Source organism: Gordonia neofelifaecis NRRL B-59395, from assembly GCF_000192435.1.
GTDB classification, from domain to species: Bacteria; Actinomycetota; Actinomycetes; order Mycobacteriales; family Mycobacteriaceae; genus Gordonia; species Gordonia neofelifaecis.
Genome location: NZ_AEUD01000001.1, coordinates 149,254 through 169,421 on the forward strand (window position 1 = coordinate 149,254; position 20,168 = coordinate 169,421).

Here is a 20,168-nt window from a genome sequence, read left to right on the forward strand (position 1 = left end):
ACCAGATGGTCACACCGAACACCGCTGAGCTGTCGGTCCGGTCAGTTCGGGCGGATCGTGCAGCCCCACACGATGGAACGACCGCCGCCTGCGGCGTTGCGCGCCCGCGCCTTGGCGCCGTTGAGTGTCGGCGCGTAGGCCCAACCCCAGCGGCGGGTGCGCGGGTTCTGGGCGGCGGCTCCGCAGTTCTTGTACATCCGCACCACCCAACGGCAGTCGCCGGCGCCGCACTTGCGGGCGGCGGCACGCTGCGCGGAGGCGCCGTCGTGGTAGTTCACGACGACGGCGGCCCGACCGGTCCGCTGCGAGATGGCGATGGCGCCGTAGTACGGCGTCGCCGCCGCGGCCTCGGGCACGACCACCGCGGTGGTGGTCATACCGGTGGCGAGCACCGCTCCGGCGACGGCGAGTTTCAGCGGCAGCTTCATGGGGTCCCCCTCGGGAAGGGCCGACGGACGTCGGCTCGACGAATCGAACTTAGCGGACCCGACGTCCGCTGTTCGCTCCGGAGTTCCCGCTGTCATTCACGCGATGGACGCGTGACGGCGCGGCGCTACGCCTTGCCGAACAACTGCTTGAACAGGCCGGGCCGGTCGGGATGGCCCGGGCAGCGCTTCGATGCGGGCACGCCGCGCATCACGTCGTCGACGTGGCGGCCGCAGCCGCGCCACGTGGTCTTTCCACAGGTCTTACAGGTGGTGCGTTGACACATGGGTGGTCTCCTTCGAGAGCGTGGGGTCAGGCATTCTGGTGGGCCCGGAGGGTCAGGAGTCCGCCGGAGAGGTTCGACGCGTTCAGACCGGCGGCCCGCAGCACGCGGTAGGCGAGGTAGGAGCGCATCCCACTGGCGCACAGAACGCGGACTCCTCGTCCGGCGGCCGCTTCCCGGATCTCGTCGATGCGCGCGCGGACCTCGGTGTGCGGGATGCAGAGGGCTCCGGGCACCGGGTCGTCGTCCTGCTCGGCCGCTCCTCGCACGTCCAGAATCAGATGCGCAGGGTCGTCGTACTGGTCCGCGTACCAGAGCTGCAGGGATCCGTTCACCACGTTCTCCGCGACCATGCCGGCGAGGTTCACGGGGTCCTTCGCCGAACCGAACGGCGGTGCGTATGCGAGGTCCAGGTCGATCAGGTCGGGGCCGGTCATCCGGTTGCGGATGGCCGTCGCGAGCACGTCGATGCGCTTGTCGACGCCGTCGGCACCGACTGCCTGCGCGCCCAGGATCAGCCCGTCATCGGCGCGGATGTGCATGAGCAGGTGGATCCGCTCGGCACCGGGGAAGTAGCCAGCGTGGCTGCCGGGGTGCAGATGCACTGTGCGGTAGTCGATTCCGGACTGTTCGAGGGCCGCGCGGTTCGCGCCGGTCATGGCAGCGGTCAGTGCTCCGATGCGGACGATTGCGGTGCCGACCGGCTGCGGGATCGCGCGGGCCGACTCCGGATCGATGATGTGATCGGCGACCAGCCGGCCGGCGCGGTTGGCAGGTCCGGCCAGGGCGACGGGCCGTCGCAGACCGGTGACCGAGTCGGTGCTGACGGTCGCGTCGCCGACCGCCCAGACGCGATCGAGGTTGGTGCGGCCGTGCTCGTCGACGATCATCGCGCCGCGGTCGCATGCGACGCCCGCGGATTCGAAGACCGCGGTGTCCGGGCGGACGCCGACCGACAGGACCACGATGTCGGCCGTGAGCCGGGTGCCGTCCGCCAGGACGACGGTGTCGGTGTCGTCGCCCGGCTCGATCGCCGTCGCGGCGACGCCGGTGTGCAGGCCGATGCCCATCGCGCGGAGCTCGTCCTGGATCAGGGAGGCCTGCTCGGTCTCCAGGGGCGGCAGGACGTGGGGTGCCAGTTCGACGACGTCGACCGCCAAGCCTCGCATGCGCAGTCCCTCGGCCGCCTCCAGGCCGATGAAGCCGGCACCGAGGACCACGGCGCGGGTGGCGCCGGACTCGACCTCGTCGCGCATGCGCGCGGCGTCGCCGACCGTCCGGAGCGTCTGGACGCGCGGGGAGTCGAGGCCGGGAAGCGGCGGTCGTAGCGCCGAGGCTCCGGGGGAGAGGACCAGCGCGTCGTACCGCCAGGTGGTGGTCGTGCCGTCGTGCCGGACGTCGACGGTCTGCGCCTGCGCATCGAGTCCGACCACCTCGTGGCGGATCCGGACGTCGATGTCGAGCGCAGCTCTCAGCGACTCGGGCGTCTGCACCAGCAGAGACTCCTGCTCGGTGATCTCGCCACTGACGTAGTACGGCAGCCCGCAGTTGGCGAACGACGGATGCTCGCCCCGTTCGAAGACGACGATCTCCGCGTCCTCGTCGAGGCGGCGCGCCCGTGCCGCTGCGCTCATCCCTCCGGCGACACCGCCGACGACCAGAATCCTCATGTGGTTCTCCCTCTCGTTCAATTACCCCAGGGGGTATATTCGACCATACCCCAGGGGGTATGGGAACTCGACGTGTGAACGGTCACAGGGCGCTGGGTGGTGCCGTTGCCCGGTCAGTGCTGGTCGCCGATTTATCTCAGGGTGCGCAAAATTATCCGCAGGTCGCGCCGATCGACGTGTCCGTGCCCGGGGGCGACGGTCGGAGGTGGAGTCCGACAGTGGATACTCTTAGAGTCGATATGGTTCCTCTGCGCTCATCAGCCCTGAGTGCGGAGTGGGAACTGTGCAGTGAAGGAGAAGCGTAGTGACGTACATCATCGCTGAGCCCTGCGTCGATGTCCTCGACCGGGCCTGTGTTGAAGAGTGCCCCGTCGATTGCATCTACGAGGGCGGGCGCATGCTCTACATCCAGCCCGACGAGTGCGTCGACTGTGGCGCGTGCGAGCCGGTCTGTCCGGTGGAGGCCATCTTCTACGAAGACGACGTGCCGGACGAGTGGGAGCCGTATGTGAGCGCCAACGTCGACTTCTTCGAGGAGCTCGGCTCGCCCGGCGGCGCCAGCAAGGTCGGCAAGACCGCATTCGACCCGGCGTTCATCAAGGCGCTGCCGCCGATGGGCGAAGAGGGCTGATCCACCCGTGAGTTCTGCGCCCGGTTCATCGAACGGCAGCACGCCGACCCGTCGCCTGCGCCCGGTGAGTTCCGGACTGCCGGACTTCCCGTGGGACACCATCGCGGACGCGAAGGCCGCGGCTGCGGCGCATCCCGGCGGAATCGTCGACCTGTCGGTGGGTACGCCCGTCGACCCGGTGGATCCGCTGATCCGGAAGGCGCTCGCCGCGTCGTCGGAGTTTCCGGGGTATCCCGCGACGGTCGGGACCCGCGAACTCCGCGAGTCTGCGGTCGGCGCACTGAGCCGCCGCTTCGGCATCACCGGCCTCGACGAGTCGTCGATCCTACCGGTGGTAGGCACCAAAGAGGTGATCGCCGGGCTCCCGGCCCAGATCGGCGTGCCCGCGGGCGACCTCGTGGTGATTCCGGAGGTCGCCTACCCGACGTACGAGGTGGGCGCGCTGCTGGCCGGCGCGCAGGTGTTGCGCGCGGACTCCGTCGATGCGATCGGCGACCGTGAGCCGGCCCTGATCTACCTGAACAGCCCGTCGAATCCCACCGGGCGAGTGCAGAGTGCGGCAGAGCTCAAGGTCATCGTCGACTGGGCGCGCGAGCGTGGCGCGGTCGTCGTGTCGGACGAGTGCTACCTCGGCCTCACCTGGGAGGGCTCGGCCCATTCCGTCCTCCACTCGGATGTCTGCGGGGGAGACCACAGCGGGCTGATCGCGGTGCACTCGCTGTCGAAGGTGTCGAACCTGGCGTCGTACCGGGCGGGTTTCCTGGCGGGCGATCGCGAACTGATCGCCGAACTCCTCGCGGTGCGCAAGCATGCGGGCATGATCGTCCCGTTCCCGATCCAGGGGGCGACGGTGGCCGCGCTGAACGACGATGCCCACGTCGACGTCCAGCGCGAGCGTTACCGAGTCCGTCGCGACAAGCTGCGGACCGCGCTGCTCGGAGCCGGATTCGCCATCGACCACTCCGAAGCCGGCCTGTACCTCTGGGCGACGCGCGGCGAGGACTCGCGCACCACACAGCGGTGGCTCGCCGAGCGCGGCATCCTCGTGGCTCCGGGCGACTTCTACGGCCCCGCCGGAGCTCGGCACGTCCGCATCGCGCTGACCGGTACCGACGAACGCATCGACGCCGCCGTCGAGCGCCTCGTTCGTATTTGAATCCCCTATACGACTCTTACTTCGCGAGAATCGACGAAATCGGGCCGATCGGGGATTCATTTACGCGATCAATGGTCGACGGTGGACGCCGCGGCGGATCAGTTCGATGAGCAGCGGGCCCACCCGGTCCCATTGGTAGATCACCTGCCGATAGGTGAGCCGGATCGGGTCGTAGCCGAGCGCCCGCGCCCGTAGGTCGCGGAGTCGGTCCTTCTCGAACTGATCGGGATCGGCGTGGTACTCGTATCCGTCCACCTCAACGATCATCGACGTGCCGACCACGAGGTCCACCCGTCCGACCTCCGGGATGGCGACTTGCGTCCGAATGTGCAGGTGAGGTGCGCGAAGCCGCAGTCGGACAAGTGTTTCCGTACCCGATTCGGCTTGTCCGTCGACGAGCGACAGAGCCTGCTGCACCGAACGCGGCGCTCCGCCCAACTCGGCCTCCAGTCCGGACGGGGAGAGCAGGCGGCGGTTGAGGATCGAATCGCAGATCACCACGAAGTCCTCCGTCGGCAGGCATCGAGCCGCGTGCCGCAATGCCGTCGGCAGATCGTCGACCGCACCGGTGACCTTCGGCGGCCGGCCGTGGAGACGGCACCAGCTCGGGTGATCGCGGACGGACGACGTCGAGCCCCTCATGTGCAGCTTCGGCGTGGGCGGCACCCACACGCCGTGCCGCTTCAGCGCCGACGTGCAGGTCACCACCCCTCCGGAGGCCACGGCCCGCACGACCTCCGGATCAGCGGCTGGATCGGCGAGCCATCCGTGTCGTAGTCGCCGGAGCCTGCCTTCTCTGAGCTCGACGTCGAGTTGCGCGCGCGACATCGATTCCAGCAGTTTCCCCCGCCTGAACACCCCCGAGTCCATGAGGGGATGGTGCTATAGGGGAGTCCCGATCGGTCCGGTTTCGGAGTTTCCCGTATTTGAATCCCCGATTCGGGGGTCAACTTGGCCGAACGCGGCGTTTGCGCCCGAATCGGGGATTCAAATACGAGAAGGGCCTCAGTTGTGTGCGTGCAGCGCCTCGTTGAGGGCGATGCCGTCGCCTTCCTTGGCGGTCACCTCGACCGCGCCGGTGGTGCTGTTGCGCCGGAACAGCAGGTTCGACTGTCCGGCGAGGTCGCGGGCCTTGACGACGGAGCCGTCGGGGCCGGTCACCTTGGTGCCCGCGGTGATGTAGAGGCCGGCTTCGATCACGCAGTCGTCGCCGAGGGGGATGCCGCAGCCGGCGTTGGCGCCGAGGAGGCAGCGCCGGCCGATGGTGATGATCTCCTTGCCGCCGCCGGAGAGGGTGCCCATGGTGGACGCGCCGCCACCGATGTCGGAGCCGTCGCCGACCACGACGCCCGCCGAGATGCGACCCTCGACCATCGAGGTGCCGAGAGTTCCGGCGTTGAAGTTCACGAAGCCCTCGTGCATCACGGTGGTGCCCGGCGACAGGTGCGCGCCCAGGCGCACACGGTCGGCGTCGCCGATGCGGACGCCCTTCGGGGTCACGTAGTCGACCATGCGGGGGAACTTGTCGATCGAGTACACGGTGACCTGCCCGCGGGCGCGGAGCCGGGCCCGGGTGGTCTCGAAACCGTCGACGGCGCACGGGCCGAAGTTGGTCCACACGACGTTGCTCAGCAGGCCGAACTGGCCGTCCAGGTTCGCGCCGTGCGGCTGGATCAGGCAGTGGGACAGCAGGTGCAGGCGCAGGTACACATCGTGCGCATCGACCGGCGCGACGGAGAGGTCGGCGATGACCGTGCGGACGGCGACGGTGCGGACGCCGCGCGCGCCGTCCTCACCCACGAGAGGGCGGAGGTCGGCGGGGATGTCGTCACCGGTCAGCTCGGTGGAACCCGTCGCGCCGGGCGCCGAGCTCAATTCGGGGGACGGGTACCAGGTGTCGAGCACGACGGTCGAGCCGTCGTTCTCCCACACGGTGGCGATTCCAATGGCAACAGCACCTTGAGTAGTCACGCGTTCGATTCTATCGACAGCCTGTGACGAGGCCGATGCCGGAGCGCACGGGTTCCTCCTACGATGGACGACTGTGAGCACTCCGAGCCTCGACCTGACCTCAGACCCGATCGAACTGACCGCCGCCCTCGTCGACATTCCGAGCGTGAGCCGGGACGAGTCGCTCATCGCCGACGCCGTCGAGCATGCCCTGCGGACGCAGACCTCCGGTTTCGAGGTGATCCGCCACGGCAACTGCGTGCTCGCACGCACGGACCGCGGCAAGCCCAGCCGGGTGATTCTCGCCGGCCACCTCGACACCGTGCCGATCGTCGACAACGTCCCGTCGCGCCGCACCCTCACCGATGACGAGGGCGACGTGCTGCACGGCTGTGGAACCGTCGACATGAAGTCGGGCGACGCGGTGTTCCTGCATCTGGCGGCGACGCTCGCCGACCCCGCCCACGACCTGACGCTGATCTTCTACGACTGCGAGGAGATCGCCGCGGAGTTCAACGGACTCGGCACGATCGAGCGGGAACTGCCGGACTGGCTGGCCGGCGACGTCGCGATCCTGGGTGAGCCGACCGCCGGCCAGATCGAGGCGGGCTGCCAGGGCACGCTGCGCGTCCGGTTCACCGCGACCGGTACCCGTGCGCACTCAGCTCGGGCCTGGATGGGGGACAACGCGATTCACAAGCTCGGACGGATGCTGACCGCTCTCGGCGACTACCGGCCGCGGCGCGTCGACATCGACGGCTGCGAGTACCGCGAGGGACTCTCGGCAGTCGGCGTGCACGGTGGCGTCGCGGGAAATGTGATTCCCGACGAGGCGTACGTCGACGTGAACTTCCGCTTCGCCCCCGACCGCTCACCGGAACAGGCCTTCGACCACGTCCGCGAGGTGTTCGCCGCCGACCTCGCCGACGGCACGCTGACCGCCGAGGTCACCGACTCCGCCGCCGGTGCGCTTCCAGGTCTCGCCCATCCGGCCGCCGCGAAACTCGTCGCCGCGGCGGACGGACGGTTCCGCGCCAAGTACGGCTGGACGGACGTCTCCCGCTTCGCCGCACTCGGCATTCCCGCGGTCAACCTGGGCCCGGGCGACCCGAGTCTGGCACACCGCGTCGACGAGCGGGTGCCGGTCGAGCAGATCACCGAGGTCACGGAGATGCTGCGGGCCTATCTGTCGGGGCAGTGATCCGTCGGGGCGCTGTCGCTATCCGAACAGCAGTGCGGCGCCCAGGTCGACGACCCCGGCGTACAGCGTCGCGGGGTCGTCGGTGACGGGTCCCAGCTGTTCGAAGAGTTCGCTGGTGATCGACCCCAGCAGCAGGTTCCAGACAGCGATCCCGCGCGCGAGAACCGCAGCGTCGGCGCCCGCCGGGACCGCCGGATCATCTGAGAGCAGGCCGAGGGCCCGAGCCGCCGCCGACTGGACACGCGGATCGGTGCCTGCCACGTCGGGTGCTGAACCGGCGTCGGTGAGGATCGACGCGAGCGCGATCAGCGGACGTTCGCCCGCCGGGTTGGTCTGCTCTCGCGGCGCCCGGTAGCCGGGTACGGGGGAACCGTAGAGCAGGGCGTACTCGCTCGGGTTCGCGAGCGCCCAGTCCCGCAGCGCCCCGGCGAACGCCGTGAAACGGGTCCGGCCGCTCCGATGCCGGGCGACTGCGGCGTCGATCGAGTCGGCGAGGTCGGTGTACGCGTCGACGATCAGCAGGGTCAACAGGGCGTCGCGGTCGCGCACATACCGGTACAGCGCCGACGGGGTGATCTCCATATCGCGTGCGACGGCGCGCAGTGACAGCCCGGCCGCGCCGTGTTCGGCGAGGTGCCGATGTCCGACCGTCCGCAGTCTGCTCTCCACCGCCGCGCGATTGCGTGCGCGCGGTCCGGTCGCCTGGTTGTCGTCGCTCATATCCGTCACATCGTCGCACGTCTGGGCGGGCTTATCCATTAATCGAGAACAGTGTTCTTGATTTTCGTGCGATCGACGCCTATCGTCGTCAGTGAATCGAGAACGGTGTTCTCGAATCGGAGGAGGAGGGATGACTGCGATCTACGTGTGGACCCTCGCGGCAGTGATGTTCGTCCTGGAACTGGCGATGGTCGGCGTCCTCGGATATGCGGGCCTGGTCCTGGCGGGCCGGGGTCTCTTCGGCTGGCCGGCAGCCGCGGGCGCGGTGATCGCGGTGGCTCTCGTGTGGGCGCTGTTCGCCGCACCGGCGGCCACCTTCGACATCGGACTCGTCAAGGCCGTGGTGAAGGTCGCGCTCTTCGCTGCCGCCGCCGTCGTGCTGTGGCAGGTGGCTCATCGGCCGGACCTCGCCGCGGCTTTCGCGGTTCTCGCACTCGTCGTCAACATCGCGGCGGTTCTGCCGCCGTACAGCACCTATGGAGGTTTCGATGTCCCAGCGTGACAAAGCGGATGACCGCAACGATGCGGACCGGCCCGGCGGCCGCCTGCTCACCGTCTCGAACGCCGCCGTCGGCGGCCTGGTCCGGCTCGGCGCCGCTCCGCGCGGGTGCCACGAACTCTCGGTGTCCGGCCGGACGTCCGGCCGCATCACGACCAGGCCGGTCAACGTTCTGGAGTGGGCCGGGCACCGCTATCTGCTGTCTCCGCGTGGAGACACCCAGTGGGTGCGAAACGTCCGGGTGAGTGGCGAGGCGACCCTCCGGCGCGGCCGTCGCACCGAGGCCGTGGAGCTCACCGAACTGGCCGACGGCGTCAAGCCCGAGTTGATCCGCGAGTACCTGCGGCGGTGGGGATGGCAGGTCAAGGCCTTCGTCGACGGACTCACCGCGGAGTCGTCGGACGCCGAGCTCGCCGGCGCGGCATCGAGATTTCCGGTGTTCGAACTGGTTCCCTCCGCCGCCGACTGACCCGTCGGCCGTCGGATCGGGCGATCGTCGGGGGTGGTTGCTAGTGTCGCGACATGAATGACGGCCCCGCACCCGATGCGACCGACCCCGACTCGCAAGTGCCCACGTGGCGATCCGGCACCCCGGACCCGACCGACGGCTGCGTCCGCAACGTCGGTGCGGCGCAGGTCCGGGTGGAGGAGGGAACTGAGGTCGTTCCGTCCGACCGGCTGCTGCTCGAGTGGATCGACCCTCGCGATCCGCGACGATCCGAGCAGCGGATGATCCGCGACTCCTGGCGGGTGCAGCGCATCCAATCCGAGTTCGTCTCGGGATTCGACGCGCTCGAGAACGTGGCAGAGGCGGTCACCGTCTTCGGTTCGGCGCGTGTACGGCCCGGTACGCCGGAGTACGAGATCGCGCGAGAACTGGGCAGACTCCTCGGACACGAGGGATTCGCCGTGATCACCGGGGGCGGACCGGGCGCCATGGAGGCGACCAACCGAGGCGCGTACGAGGCGGGTGCGGAGTCGATCGGGCTCAACATCGAGCTGCCGTTCGAGCAGCACTCCAATCCGTGGCTGACCCTGAGTATGAACTTCCGGTACTTCTTCGTCCGCAAGACGATGTTCGTCAAGTACGCGCAGGCGTTCGTGTGTCTGCCCGGCGGGTTCGGGACGCTCGACGAGCTGTTCGAGGCGTTGACCCTGGTACAGACCAAGAAGGTGCTGCGGTTCCCGATCGTGCTGATCGGTGCGGAGTTCTGGGGGCCGCTGGTGGACTGGCTCCGCGGCACCCTCGAGGCGGAGGGCAAGGTCTCGCCGGGCGACGTCGATCTGCTCCAGGTGGTGGACACTCCCGCTGAGGCCGTGGAGATCATCGTCCGGGCGGCTCGGTCATGAGCGCGATCTGCGTGTACTGCGCGTCGGGCCCCGTGGACTCCGCGTACCTCGCGCTGGCGGCCCGGACTGGTGAGGCGATCGCCGCCGCGGGACACACGCTCGTCTCCGGCGGCGGAAACGTCTCGATGATGGGCAGCCTCGCCCGCGGCGCACGCGAGGCGGGCGGTCGGACCATCGGCATCATCCCGGAGCACCTGATGGCCAAGGAGGTCGCCGACCTGGACGCCGACGAACTCATCGTCACCGACACCATGCGCGAGCGGAAGCGACTCATGGATGAGCTGTCAGACGGGTTCATCACGCTTCCCGGCGGCATCGGGACGTTCGAGGAGCTCTTCGAGACTTGGACGGGCGCATATCTCGGGGTGCACGACAAGCCCATCGTCCTGCTCAACCACGAGGGGTTCTACGACCCGCTCATCGGCTGGCTCGACGATCTGGCGGCGCGTGGATTCGTCGCCGACCGGGCGCTCGGCAAGCTGAAGGTATGTGCAACCGTGGGTGACAGCATCAGCTATCTGACCACCCGGTAAGGTTGCGGCGTTCACACGTAGGGCGAGGAGTGAGGCAGTCGATGAGCACGAGCGTTCCGAACAAGGTCGGCATCACCGACATCGTGCGGGGAGTGGCCAAGATGGTGCCCGATCTGCCGTCGATGGCGACGCACGTACCGGGCATGATCGTCCGCCCGCCGACCGCGAAGCGCACCATCGGGCAGATCTTCGCCAAACTGGCCGCCGACCACCCTGACCGCCCGTTCATCCGCTGGCAGGGGGAGTCGCTGACCTACGGTGAGGTCAACCGGCAGGTGAACCGCTACGCGGCCGTCCTCGCCGGGCGCGGTGTCGGAACCGGCGACGTCGTCGGCATCCTCGCCAAGAACAGCCCCACCGACCTGATGGTCATCCTCGCGGCACTCAAACTCGGCGCTGTCGCGGGCATGCTGAACTACAACCAGCACGGTGAGGTCATCGATCACAGCATGAAGCTGCTCGATGGCAAGGCGCTCGTGTACGACCCCGAGTGCGCCGACGCCTTCGCATCGATCAGTTCCGAGCGGCTGCCGGAGAACGTCCTCGACTTCGACGCGCTGAACGACGAGGCCGCGGGCAAGCCGGACGTCGATCCCGCGGTCACCAAGGACCTGCCCGCGTCGACCACTGCGTTCTACATCTTCACCTCGGGAACCACCGGACTGCCCAAGGCGAGCGTGATGAGTCACAACCGCTGGCTCGCCAACTACGACGGGATCGGCGGCCTCGCGGTGCGCCTGCGTTCGTCGGACACCATGTACGTCTCGTTGCCGCTGTATCACAACAACGCGCTGTCGGTGTCGCTCGGCGCGGTGCTGGCGGCGGGGGCCTGCATCGCGATCAGCAAGCAGTTCTCGGCGTCGCGATTCTGGGACGACGTCATCCTCAACCGTGCGACCGCGTTCTGCTACATCGGCGAACTCTGCCGCTACCTGCTCGCGCAGCCGGCCAAGCCGACCGACCGTCGTCACTCGGTGCGCGTCGTGGTCGGCAACGGTCTGCGTCCGGAGATCTGGGACGAGTTCACAGAGCGCTTCGGCATCGATCGCGTGGTGGAGTTCTACGGTGCCAGCGAGCTGAACCTGGCCTTCGTCAACGCCTTCGACGTGAAGCGCACCGCCGGATTCTGCCCGCTGCCCTTCCGCGTGGTGGAGTACAACGATGATGGAACCGCCAAGCGCGACGCGGCCGGACGTCTGCGCAAGGTGCCCAAGGGCGAGCCGGGACTGCTGATCGCTGAGATCAGCGAACGCGTCCCGGTGGACGGCTACACCGAGTCGAGCGACACCGAGAAGAAGATCATCCGCGACGCGTTCAAGCGCGGCGACGCGTACTTCAACTCCGGCGACCTGGTCCGGGAGCTGGGTTTCTCGCACATCGCATTCGTCGACCGGCTCGGCGACACCTTCCGCTGGAAGGGCGAGAACGTGGCGACCACCGAGGTGGAGGGCGCCGTCGACGGCCTGGCCGCCGTCCAGCAGACGGTCGCATACGGCGTGGAGGTGCCGGGCTGCGACGGGCGGGCCGGCATGGTCGCCGTGCAGTTGAGCGACGGCGCGGACTTGGACCCCAAGGAACTGGCCGACGAACTCTACGACGCGCTTCCGGCGTACGCCGTGCCGCTGTTCGTCCGATTCGTCCCCGAGATCGAGACCACCTCGACCTTCAAGAACCGCAAGGTGGAGCTGCGCAACGAGTCGTACACCGACCTCGGGGACGACACCGTCTGGGTGCTCAAGGGCAAGGCCGACGGCTACGTCCCGTTCTACGACGGCTACCCGGCCGACGTCGCGGCGGCCAAGGCCCCGCGCTGAGGTGGAGCCGCTCCGGGTCCGGCGGACGGCTCGCCGCTTGCGCCCCGTAGGCTGACAGCGTGAGCACTGCCCGTCCGGCCGCGACCCTCTGCGGCCGGCCCGTCGCCACCGACCGCGCGCTGGTCATGGCGATCGTCAACCGCACCCCGGATTCGTTCTACGACAGGGGATCCACCTTCTCCGACGACGCCGCCAAGGCGCGCATCGACGAGGTCGTCGCGCAGGGTGCGGACATGATCGACGTCGGCGGCGTGAAGGCCGGTCCGGGCGCGGAGGTCGACGCGGCGACGGAGGCGCAACGCGTGGTGCCGATGATCGCGTGGATCCGGCGCACGCACCCCGACGTGCTGATCAGCGTCGACACGTGGCGTGCGGAGGTGGCCGCCGAAGCGTGCGAGGCGGGCGCCGACATGATCAACGACACCTGGGCCGGCGTCGATCCGGCACTGGTGTCGGTGGCCGCGGCCGCCGGCGCGGGGATCGTCTGTTCGCACACCGGAGGCGCCCGGGTCCGGACCCGACCGCACCGCGTGGCTTATGACGACGTGGTCGCGGACGTGGTGGCCGAAGTCTCCGGTGCGGCACAGCGAGCACGTGACGCCGGCGTCAGGGAGGACGGGATTCTGATCGACCCGACGCACGACTTCGGGAAGAACACCCATCACGGGCTCGCGCTGCTCCGCCATCTCGACCGACTCGTCGACACCGGCTGGCCGGTGTTGATGGCGCTGAGCAACAAGGACTTCATCGGTGAGACGCTGAACGCCGATCTCGACGACCGGGTGGCCGGCACGCTCGCGGCGACGGCGCTGGCGGCGGCCCAGGGCGCCCGGATGTTCCGGGTCCACGAGGTCGCGGACACGCGGCGGGTGGTCGACATGGTCGCGTCGATCATCGGCACCCGGCCACCTGCGCGCACCGTGCGAGGCCTGGCATGAACCCCGGGCACGAGAACGCACCCTGGGTCGACCGCGGCGCGGGCGAGGCGCACTGGTCGGAGCGCCCCGACGGACCGTCGCTGCGCTCGCCGAGCACCTGGGATCACCCGGAGTGGTCGATCGCCGAGCTGGTCGCCGCCAAGAACGGACGGACGGTGTCCGTGGTGCTCCCCGCGCTGGATGAGGAGGACACCGTCGGGGGCGTGATCGCGACGATCGCGCCGCTGCTGGGGACGCTCGTCGACGAGTTGATCGTGCTGGATTCGGGCAGTACCGACCGGACCGCCGAGCGCGCGCGTGCCGCCGGAGCGCGAGTGGTGACCCGCGAGGAGGCGATCCCCGGACTGCCGCCGGTGCCGGGCAAGGGAGAGGCGCTGTGGCGGTCGATCGCGGCGACCATCGGCGACGTGATCGCGTTCGTCGACTCCGACTTGATCGAGCCGGACCCGATGTTCGTGCCGAAGATGATCGGCCCGTTGCTGGCCGACCCCGACATCCACCTCGTCAAGGGCTACTACCGCCGCCCGCTGCGGACCGGTGACACCCAGCAGCCGGGAGGCGGCGGCCGAGTCACCGAGCTGCTCGCGCGGCCGCTGCTGACCGCGCTCAAGCCCGAACTCGGCGAGGTGTGTCAGCCGCTCGGCGGCGAGTACGCGGGTACGCGCGAACTGCTCGCCTCGGTGCCCTTCGCGCCCGGGTACGGCGTGGAGATCGGGCTGCTGATCGACACCTACGACAGGTACGGCATCTCGGGGATCGCGCAGGTCAACCTCGGTGTGCGGAGCCACCGCAACCGGCCGCTCCACGAACTGTCGGTGATGAGCAGGCAGATCGTGGCGACCCTGCTCGAACGGTGCGGTATCGCCGACTCCGGAGTCGGCCTCACGCAGTTCGTCCCCGAACCCGACGGCGGCTTCACGCCGCGGACCACGGAACTCCAGCACGGTGAGCGGCCGCCGATCCGCGAGCTCAAACTGTCGCTACCCTGAACATCGTGGTGACTATCGGGCTCTATGTGATGGGCGTGGCCGTGCTGGTCGCGCTGATCTTCGCGGTGGTGTGGTTCGTGTTCGGGCGAGGCGAGGAACTGCCGCCCGTCCAGAAGGGCACCACGCTGACCAGGCTGCCGCGGGCCGGGATCACCGGCGACGACGTCCGGACGATCCTGTTCCAGCAGAGCTTCCGCGGGTACAAGGCGTCCGAGGTCGACTGGGCGCTCGAGAAGCTGGCTCGCGAGATCGACGAGCTGCGGGCGGTCGTGCACGACCTCCAGGCCCGCGACGATCTCGATGCGGCCGCCGCGAACACCGGTCCGATCCCGGTGATCGATCCGAAAAAGCGCCGCGACGAGCAACGATAGACGGATTGCCGGAATCGCCTCGCTCGCGATCCCGCACCGGGCGGCCCCAACGCAGGTGGGGGCGGTCACAACGACCCGAGGTCGGACTGCCCGGAGTGGACAGGTGTGCGCCAAGTATCATGGGACCGAACATCGTGAAATCCACGTGAAGGGAGCACGACACATGGCGGCGATGAAGCCACGTATGGGGGACGGTCCGCTCGAAGCGGTCAAGGAAGGGCGTGGGATCGTCGTCCGGATCCCGATCGACGGCGGCGGTCGACTCGTCGTCGAACTGAACGACGAAGAGGCGTCGGCGCTGGGCGAGGCTCTGCGCGAGGTCACCGCCTGACCGATCGAGGCGGTTCGCGGTGGAACGCCGCGACTGGACGTCTGTCCTGTCCGGTCTGCTCGGACGGACTGGTCCCGGTCGGCGCATCGCTGCGATGCGCCGCCGGGCACTCCTTCGACATCGCCCGTCAGGGCTATGTCTCACTTCTCACCGGCAAGGGCACGGTTCACCGCTCCGACACCGCGGAGATGGTCGCGGCCCGCAACCGGATCTTCGACGCCGGTCTCTACGACCCGATCGTCGACGCCGTGGCCGCGGCCTGCACGTCATCGGGGAGCATTCTCGACGCGGGCGGCGGCCCCGGCCGGTACCTGGCCGCAGCGCTGTCGTCGGCGGGCGACGACGCCGTCGGCATCGGCCTCGACCTGTCCAAGTTCTGCGCGCGCAGTGCCGCCAAGCGGCATCCGCGAGTGCTGTCCGTGGTGGCCGACCTGTGGGCCGGTCTGCCGGTGCTGACCGGCGGTGTGGACACCGTCCTGTCGGTCTTCGCACCGCGCAACGTCGCCGAATCGGCACGCGCGCTCACCGAGGGCGGCCGATGGGTCATCGTCACCCCCGAACCCGGCCATCTCGCGGAGATCGTCGGACCGATGCACATGCTGACCGTCGGCGACGGCAAGTCCGGGCGGCTCGCGCGTGAACTGGCCGCGGACTTCGCCGAGATCTCCGAACGCCGAGTGCGGACGACCGTGCGGTTCGACGAGTCGGCACTGATCGATGTCGCCGCGATGGGGCCCGCCGCCTTCCATCGCACCCGCGACGAACTCGCCGCGGCGGCCGCGGAACTCGCAGGCCGAGCCGCCGTCACCGCCACTCTGGACGTCACGATCACGGTCGCGCGACGACGCTGAGCGTCTCGTTCGGCGATGCCGGGTGGTCGGGCCCGCGACGGCCGGATATGTTTGATCGGTGAGATCACAACCGCATGTTCTCGGAATCGTCCTCGCCGGCGGTGAGGGAAAGCGGCTCTTTCCGCTGACCGTGGACCGGGCCAAGCCCGCAGTGCCGTTCGGCGGCTCCTACCGGCTGATCGACTTCGTGCTGTCGAATCTGGTGAACGGCGGGTACGAGCGGATCTGCGTGCTGACCCAGTACAAGTCGCACTCGCTCGATCGGCACATCTCCCAGACCTGGTGGTCGTCCGGGTTCCACGGAGAGTTCATCACGCCGGTGCCCGCGCAGCAGCGTCTCGGGCCGCGCTGGTACACCGGCAGCGCTGACGCGATATACCAGTCGATGAACCTCATCGACGACGAGGAACCCGACTACATCGTCGTCTTCGGCGCCGATCACGTGTACCGCATGGATCCCGCGCAGATGGTCGAATCGCACATCGCGACGGGTGCCGCGGTGACCGTGGCGGGCATCAGGGTGCCGCGCTCGGAGGCGCACGCGCTCGGCTGCATCGACTCCGACGGCGCGGGCAAGATCACCGAGTTCGTCGAGAAGCCCGCCGACCCGCCCGGCACGCCGGACGACCCCGACGTCACGTTCGCGTCGATGGGCAACTACGTCTTCACCGCCGACGCGCTCGTCGACATGCTGAAGACAGATGCGGCCGACGGCGACTCGGACCACGACATGGGTGGCGACATCATCCCGGCCTTCGTGGCGCGCGGCGAGGCGTACGTCTACGACTTCGACGACAACGTCGTGCCCGGCCAGACCGACCGCGATCGCGGCTACTGGCGCGACGTCGGGACGCTCGACTCCTTCTACGACGCGCACATGGACCTGGTGTCCGAGAATCCGGTCTTCAACCTGTACAACACGCGCTGGCCGATCCGCGGTGAGACCAGCCATCTCCCGCCCGCCAAGTTCGTCCGAGGCGGCTCGGCGAACGACTCGGTGGTCGGCGCGGGGACGATCGTCGCCGGTGCGACCGTCCACGGGTCGGTGCTGTCGAACAACGTCTACGTCGACGAGGGTGCGGTGGTGCAGGGCAGCGTGCTGATGCCCGGTGTCCGGATCGGCAAGAACGCGGTGGTCCGCAACGCGATCCTCGACAAGAACGTGCGGATCGCGGACGGGGGGCAGCTCGGCGTCGACCTCGAGCACGACCGTGAGCGCTTCGTGGTGTCGCCGGGCGGCATCGTCACGGTGGGCAAGAACACCGTCGTCGGCTGAGCGTCGAGCGGCTCAGGAGACGGTCGGACGTAGCGCGGCGAGGCCGAGCGTGACCAGTCCGGGCACCGATTCGGCGTCGATCTCGGCGGGGAGGTCGGCGATCGGCCACCAGGCGAGATCGACCGACTCGTCGCTCCGCTCGATCGTGGGCAGCGAGCCGTCGGGCGCACGATCGGCGACGGCGGCGAACCGCACGTCGAGATGACGTGTCGGGACACCGAGCGAACACGTGATCGGGTGCGTGTGCAGTTGCACCGGCTCAGTGGACATCGTCAATGACGGCAGACCCGACTCCTCGAGTCCCTCCCGCAGTGCTGCCGACGCCAGGTCCGCGTCCTCCGGCTCGCAGTGGCCGCCGAGCTGGATCCATTTGCCCACGCGCGGGTGCAGGGTCAGCAGCACGTGTGTGAGTTCGGCGTTGAACACGATCACCGAAGCAGTGAGATGTCCTGCGGCACAAGCACGTTCACATGCGATATCGGTGGCGGCCAGGAATGCCAGGTAGGCGTGCCGCATCGAGTCCTGGTGGGCGTCGGGGGCGGACCACCCGGTCAGAGACTCGACGGCCGCGCTGTGCAGAGGGCTCACAGTTCGATCACCAGCCCGTCGGTGTCCGGCCGAGACCGAAGCTCCATGGGCTCGGCCGGATGCCCGACGGCCACCGCCCCGAGCGGCTGCCAGTCGGCGGCCAGATCCAGCTCCCGTCGCACGACGTCGGCGGCGAAGATCGTCGAACCGACCCAGCAGCTGCCGATCCCGCGGACGGACAGCGCGACCAGCAGCCCGGACACTGCGGCACCGCCCGCGACGGTGAACATCGTGTTCTCGCAGGTGTTCCGCCGCGCGTCGGGGTAGTCGTGCATGCCGTCGCCGGTCAGTATCGGGATCACCAGTTCGGGCGCGTCGTACAGGATCTGTCCGCGCCGCACGCGTTTGGCGATCGACTCCGAGCTCTTGTCGTCGGCCGCCAGATCGGCGCGCCAGGCGTCGGACATCGCGTCGAGGAGGCTCCGTCGCCTGCGGTCGTCCCGGATCCAGAGGAATCGGATCGGATGCGTGTGGTGCGGTGCGGGCGCGGTCAGCGCCTCGGCGAAGGCGGCGCGCATCAACTCCTCCTCGACCGGGTCGTCGGCGAACCGGCGCACCGAGCGCCGGGTCAGCAGTGCCTGGCGGCGGCCCAGGTCGACGGCCTCCTCGACGCCGAGGCGGAACATGTCGTCGTCGAGGTCGCGGACCAGGTCGCGGGCGGAGGTGCCGTCGTCGACCGGAGTCAGACCTCGGACCACCGCGACGGGCACGCCGTCGAGCTTGCCCTTGACGAGGTCGGCGGCGGCGGCGAGTTCGTCGGCGACGGCGATGTCGGTGACGAGCAGCGTGTTGCCGTACCCGTCGTCGACGCCGTCGTAGCCGTGGCTGACCGCGATGCCGGACGCGCCGATCGCGACGTCGGTCTGTCCGGTGCGCCAGGCACGGCCCATCGTGTCGGTGACGATCACGGCGACGTCGAGGCCGAACTCCTCGGCGAGTCGGGCGCGCAGACCTGCCGCGCTGGCGTCGGGGTCGAGGGGGAGCAGCGCGATCTGATCGGTCCGCACGTTGGACCCGTCGACGCCTGCCGCCGCCTGCACGAGGCCGTTGCGATTGGCGGTGATCAGGGTGCGGTTGCGGCGTGCGACGATCCGAACGGTCTCGGTGTCGATCAGCTTGCGGCGGAACGCGTCGCGCTCGTCCGGGTCGGTGGGCGCGTCGACCATCCGGCCCTCGGTCTTCGAGAAGACCTTGCTGGTCACGACGAGCACGTCGTCGTTCCGGATCCACGGTGCGGCGGCGATCAGATCGGCGGCGAGATCGCTGTCGGGCCCGAACTCGCCGAGTCCGGTGACGGGCAGGATCTCCAGGCCGCCGGGTGCGCGGTGATCGGCGGTCACGGGACCTGCACCCCGACCAGGGCGCAGGCCGCCCGGATCATCTCGGCGGTGGTTTCCGGATCGGTCATCAGCAGGGGCGCGGAGTCGATCGCGATGCCGTCGACGGCGGCGTGGTCGCCTTCGGCGATGAGCCAGCCGTCGAGGATGCCGTTGCCGCTGCGCGCACCGAAGTGCTCGGCGATGCCCTGCGCGGAGGTCTCGACGCCGATCACCGACAGGCATTCGTCGGCCATGCCCCGCAGCGGTTTGTCATCGATCACCGGGCTGATGCCGACGATCGGCGCCGACGTGGTCCGCAGTGCGCCGCGGATGCCCGCGACCGAGGTGATCGCACCGATGCTGACCACCGGGTTGCTGGGCGCCAGCAGGACGACGTCGGCGTCGGCGATCGCTTCGAGCACGCCGGGACCCGGCTTGACCTCGTCGAGCCCGACCTGAGCGAAACCATGTGTCGGGACCTGGGCCCGGTAGCGCACCCACCACTCCTGGAAGTGGATCGCGACGCGCTCACCGTCCTCGCCGCCGGGCTTGTCGATGACGACGTGGGTCTCGTGACGCTGATCGCTGGCCGGAAGGAGCCGGACGCCCGGTTGCCATCGCTTGCTCAGCGCCGCGGTCACGTCCGACAGCGGGAAGCCGGCCTCGAGCATCTGCGTGCGGATCAGGTGGGTCGCCAGGTCGCGATCACCCAGTCCGAACCAGTCTGGGTCGGCGCCGTAGGCTGCGAGCTCCTCCTTGGCGTTCCACGTCTCGTTCTTGTGGCCCCAGCCCCGCTCGGGGTCGATGCCGCCGCCGAGAGTGTACATGCAGGTGTCCAGGTCCGGACAGATCCGGACGCCGTGCATCCACGCGTCGTCCCCCACGTTGACCACGGCCGTCACCGTATTCGGCGACTCCGGGTCGTCGGGGAGCGCGGGGAACGCCGTGCGCCCGAACAGTTCGCGTGCGCCCTGGAGAAAACGGGCGCCGCCGACGCCGCCTACGAGTACCGTCACCTTCACAGAGACCCACTCTAATGACCGGGTGCGCAGCACTGCGCGCGGCGGCTGCGAGGCGTGCATGCGACACGCCGAAGGACTATGTCATTCACGAGGTAGACGCGGTTTTCCCGGCGCTCGATGATAAGAATGAATCTTCGCCTTCCGCTTGACCGCGGTAGTGCCCAGCGTGTCTAATCACATCAGTGTCATTTGAATTGTCGGGGGTCGTTCAAGGACACGTCAGCCAGATCACCGGTCTGGCTGAGGGGTG

General features: G+C 69.0%; 23 protein-coding genes. 14 read left to right on the forward strand and 9 right to left on the reverse strand.

Annotated elements, in window-relative coordinates; genetic code table 11:
* Positions 1 to 41: 41 nt before the first annotated feature.
* The 3 genes from SCNU_RS00810 to SCNU_RS00815 form a co-directional block, all read right to left on the reverse strand.
* Positions 42 to 428 carry a DUF4189 domain-containing protein gene (locus tag SCNU_RS00810; RefSeq protein ID WP_009677438.1) on the reverse strand — a complete coding sequence of 129 codons (387 nt, stop codon included), beginning with the start codon at positions 426 to 428 and terminating at the stop codon, positions 42 to 44.
* A 125-nt stretch (positions 429 to 553) separates the two neighbouring features.
* Positions 554 to 712 carry a hypothetical protein gene (locus SCNU_RS20495; RefSeq protein ID WP_009677439.1) on the reverse strand — a complete coding sequence of 53 codons (159 nt, stop codon included), beginning with the start codon at positions 710 to 712 and terminating at the stop codon, positions 554 to 556.
* A 26-nt stretch (positions 713 to 738) separates the two neighbouring features.
* A complete protein-coding gene (locus SCNU_RS00815) occupies positions 739 to 2,379 on the reverse strand; it encodes an FAD-dependent oxidoreductase (RefSeq protein WP_009677440.1) in 1,641 nt (546 codons plus the stop codon).
* A gap of 304 nt (positions 2,380 to 2,683) precedes the next feature.
* Between SCNU_RS00815 and fdxA the strand changes: the two genes are divergently transcribed.
* Both fdxA and dapC read left to right on the forward strand, forming a co-directional pair.
* Positions 2,684 to 3,010 carry a ferredoxin gene (fdxA, locus tag SCNU_RS00820; protein ID WP_009677441.1) on the forward strand — a complete coding sequence of 109 codons (327 nt, stop codon included), beginning with the start codon at positions 2,684 to 2,686 and terminating at the stop codon, positions 3,008 to 3,010.
* A 64-nt stretch (positions 3,011 to 3,074) separates the two neighbouring features.
* Positions 3,075 to 4,166 carry a succinyldiaminopimelate transaminase gene (dapC, locus tag SCNU_RS00825; protein ID WP_009677442.1) on the forward strand — a complete coding sequence of 364 codons (1,092 nt, stop codon included), beginning with the start codon at positions 3,075 to 3,077 and terminating at the stop codon, positions 4,164 to 4,166.
* Positions 4,167 to 4,226: 60 nt separating this feature from the next.
* On the opposite strand, the gene SCNU_RS00830 is transcribed toward dapC, so the two are convergent.
* Both SCNU_RS00830 and dapD read right to left on the reverse strand, forming a co-directional pair.
* Positions 4,227 to 5,036 (reverse strand): endonuclease domain-containing protein, encoded by an 810-nt coding sequence (locus SCNU_RS00830; protein ID WP_040517295.1) that lies wholly within the window; start codon positions 5,034 to 5,036, stop codon positions 4,227 to 4,229.
* Between the two features lie 135 nt (positions 5,037 to 5,171).
* Positions 5,172 to 6,137, reverse strand: a complete 966-nt coding sequence (dapD, locus tag SCNU_RS00835; protein ID WP_083812518.1) for a 2,3,4,5-tetrahydropyridine-2,6-dicarboxylate N-succinyltransferase — start codon at positions 6,135 to 6,137, stop codon at positions 5,172 to 5,174.
* A 73-nt stretch (positions 6,138 to 6,210) separates the two neighbouring features.
* Between dapD and dapE the strand changes: the two genes are divergently transcribed.
* Positions 6,211 to 7,317, forward strand: a complete 1,107-nt coding sequence (dapE, locus tag SCNU_RS00840) for a succinyl-diaminopimelate desuccinylase (protein WP_009677445.1) — start codon at positions 6,211 to 6,213, stop codon at positions 7,315 to 7,317.
* An 18-nt stretch (positions 7,318 to 7,335) separates the two neighbouring features.
* Here dapE and SCNU_RS00845 read toward each other — a convergent pair whose 3' ends face one another.
* Positions 7,336 to 8,037: a TetR/AcrR family transcriptional regulator gene (locus SCNU_RS00845; protein WP_009677446.1), complete on the reverse strand. Its 702-nt coding sequence runs from the start codon at positions 8,035 to 8,037 to the stop codon at positions 7,336 to 7,338.
* A gap of 130 nt (positions 8,038 to 8,167) precedes the next feature.
* On the opposite strand from SCNU_RS00845, the gene SCNU_RS00850 reads away from it, so the two are divergent.
* The 11 genes from SCNU_RS00850 (at position 8,168) to glgC (ending at position 16,989) form a co-directional block, all read left to right on the forward strand.
* Positions 8,168 to 8,539: a DUF2568 domain-containing protein gene (locus SCNU_RS00850; RefSeq protein WP_009677447.1), complete on the forward strand. Its 372-nt coding sequence runs from the start codon at positions 8,168 to 8,170 to the stop codon at positions 8,537 to 8,539.
* A complete protein-coding gene (locus tag SCNU_RS00855) occupies positions 8,526 to 9,005 on the forward strand; it encodes a hypothetical protein (protein ID WP_009677448.1) in 480 nt (159 codons plus the stop codon). Before SCNU_RS00850 ends, SCNU_RS00855 begins: the two co-directional genes overlap by 14 nt.
* A 53-nt stretch (positions 9,006 to 9,058) precedes the next feature.
* Positions 9,059 to 9,886, forward strand: a complete 828-nt coding sequence (locus tag SCNU_RS00860) for an LOG family protein (RefSeq protein ID WP_009677449.1) — start codon at positions 9,059 to 9,061, stop codon at positions 9,884 to 9,886.
* Entirely contained in the window at positions 9,883 to 10,419 is a 537-nt protein-coding gene (locus SCNU_RS00865; protein ID WP_009677450.1) for an LOG family protein, read from the forward strand. Before SCNU_RS00860 ends, SCNU_RS00865 begins: the two co-directional genes overlap by 4 nt.
* A 41-nt stretch (positions 10,420 to 10,460) precedes the next feature.
* Positions 10,461 to 12,233, forward strand: coding sequence for a long-chain-acyl-CoA synthetase (locus SCNU_RS00870; RefSeq protein ID WP_009677451.1), 1,773 nt, complete (start codon positions 10,461 to 10,463; stop codon positions 12,231 to 12,233).
* Positions 12,234 to 12,358: 125 nt separating this feature from the next.
* Entirely contained in the window at positions 12,359 to 13,171 is an 813-nt protein-coding gene (folP, locus tag SCNU_RS00875) for a dihydropteroate synthase (protein ID WP_238526277.1), read from the forward strand.
* A complete protein-coding gene (locus SCNU_RS00880) occupies positions 13,168 to 14,160 on the forward strand; it encodes a glucosyl-3-phosphoglycerate synthase (RefSeq protein WP_009677453.1) in 993 nt (330 codons plus the stop codon). Before folP ends, SCNU_RS00880 begins: the two co-directional genes overlap by 4 nt.
* Positions 14,161 to 14,165: 5 nt before the next feature.
* Positions 14,166 to 14,531, forward strand: a complete 366-nt coding sequence (locus SCNU_RS00885) for a DivIVA domain-containing protein (protein ID WP_040517296.1) — start codon at positions 14,166 to 14,168, stop codon at positions 14,529 to 14,531.
* Positions 14,532 to 14,694: 163 nt separating this feature from the next.
* Positions 14,695 to 14,862, forward strand: coding sequence for a DUF3117 domain-containing protein (locus SCNU_RS20100; RefSeq protein WP_006895853.1), 168 nt, complete (start codon positions 14,695 to 14,697; stop codon positions 14,860 to 14,862).
* A 41-nt stretch (positions 14,863 to 14,903) separates the two neighbouring features.
* Entirely contained in the window at positions 14,904 to 15,713 is an 810-nt protein-coding gene (locus tag SCNU_RS00890) for a putative RNA methyltransferase (RefSeq protein ID WP_337998778.1), read from the forward strand.
* Positions 15,714 to 15,771: 58 nt separating this feature from the next.
* Positions 15,772 to 16,989 carry a glucose-1-phosphate adenylyltransferase gene (gene glgC / locus SCNU_RS00895; protein WP_009677457.1) on the forward strand — a complete coding sequence of 406 codons (1,218 nt, stop codon included), beginning with the start codon at positions 15,772 to 15,774 and terminating at the stop codon, positions 16,987 to 16,989.
* 12 nt (positions 16,990 to 17,001) lie between these two features.
* On the opposite strand, the gene SCNU_RS00900 is transcribed toward glgC, so the two are convergent.
* From SCNU_RS00900 to cofD, 3 genes are read right to left on the reverse strand one after another with little or no spacing between them, the layout of a single operon-like run.
* Complete coding sequence (locus tag SCNU_RS00900) at positions 17,002 to 17,577, reverse strand: NUDIX hydrolase (RefSeq protein WP_009677458.1); 576 nt, start codon at positions 17,575 to 17,577, stop codon at positions 17,002 to 17,004.
* Positions 17,574 to 18,917: a coenzyme F420-0:L-glutamate ligase gene (locus tag SCNU_RS00905; RefSeq protein ID WP_009677459.1), complete on the reverse strand. Its 1,344-nt coding sequence runs from the start codon at positions 18,915 to 18,917 to the stop codon at positions 17,574 to 17,576. The genes SCNU_RS00900 and SCNU_RS00905 overlap by 4 nt, the downstream gene beginning before the upstream one ends.
* Complete coding sequence (gene cofD, locus SCNU_RS00910; RefSeq protein ID WP_009677460.1) at positions 18,914 to 19,918, reverse strand: 2-phospho-L-lactate transferase; 1,005 nt, start codon at positions 19,916 to 19,918, stop codon at positions 18,914 to 18,916. The genes SCNU_RS00905 and cofD overlap by 4 nt, the downstream gene beginning before the upstream one ends.
* Between the last annotated feature and the right edge of the window lie 250 nt (positions 19,919 to 20,168).

Coding starts and splice junctions, on each gene's coding strand:
- SCNU_RS00855 (WP_009677448.1), top strand. CDS start 8,526: ATGTCCCAGCGTGACAAAGCGGATGACCGCAACGATGCGGACCGGCCC.
- SCNU_RS00860 (WP_009677449.1), top strand. CDS start 9,059: ATGAATGACGGCCCCGCACCCGATGCGACCGACCCCGACTCGCAAGTG.
- SCNU_RS00850 (WP_009677447.1), top strand. CDS start 8,168: ATGACTGCGATCTACGTGTGGACCCTCGCGGCAGTGATGTTCGTCCTG.
- SCNU_RS00870 (WP_009677451.1), top strand. CDS start 10,461: ATGAGCACGAGCGTTCCGAACAAGGTCGGCATCACCGACATCGTGCGG.
- SCNU_RS00865 (WP_009677450.1), top strand. CDS start 9,883: ATGAGCGCGATCTGCGTGTACTGCGCGTCGGGCCCCGTGGACTCCGCG.
- SCNU_RS00815 (WP_009677440.1), bottom strand. CDS start 2,379: ATGAGGATTCTGGTCGTCGGCGGTGTCGCCGGAGGGATGAGCGCAGCG.
- SCNU_RS00845 (WP_009677446.1), bottom strand. CDS start 8,037: ATGAGCGACGACAACCAGGCGACCGGACCGCGCGCACGCAATCGCGCG.
- folP (WP_238526277.1), top strand. CDS start 12,359: ATGGCGATCGTCAACCGCACCCCGGATTCGTTCTACGACAGGGGATCC.
- SCNU_RS00810 (WP_009677438.1), bottom strand. CDS start 428: ATGAAGCTGCCGCTGAAACTCGCCGTCGCCGGAGCGGTGCTCGCCACC.
- SCNU_RS00880 (WP_009677453.1), top strand. CDS start 13,168: ATGAACCCCGGGCACGAGAACGCACCCTGGGTCGACCGCGGCGCGGGC.
- SCNU_RS00830 (WP_040517295.1), bottom strand. CDS start 5,036: ATGGACTCGGGGGTGTTCAGGCGGGGGAAACTGCTGGAATCGATGTCG.
- SCNU_RS20495 (WP_009677439.1), bottom strand. CDS start 712: ATGTGTCAACGCACCACCTGTAAGACCTGTGGAAAGACCACGTGGCGC.
- SCNU_RS20100 (WP_006895853.1), top strand. CDS start 14,695: ATGGCGGCGATGAAGCCACGTATGGGGGACGGTCCGCTCGAAGCGGTC.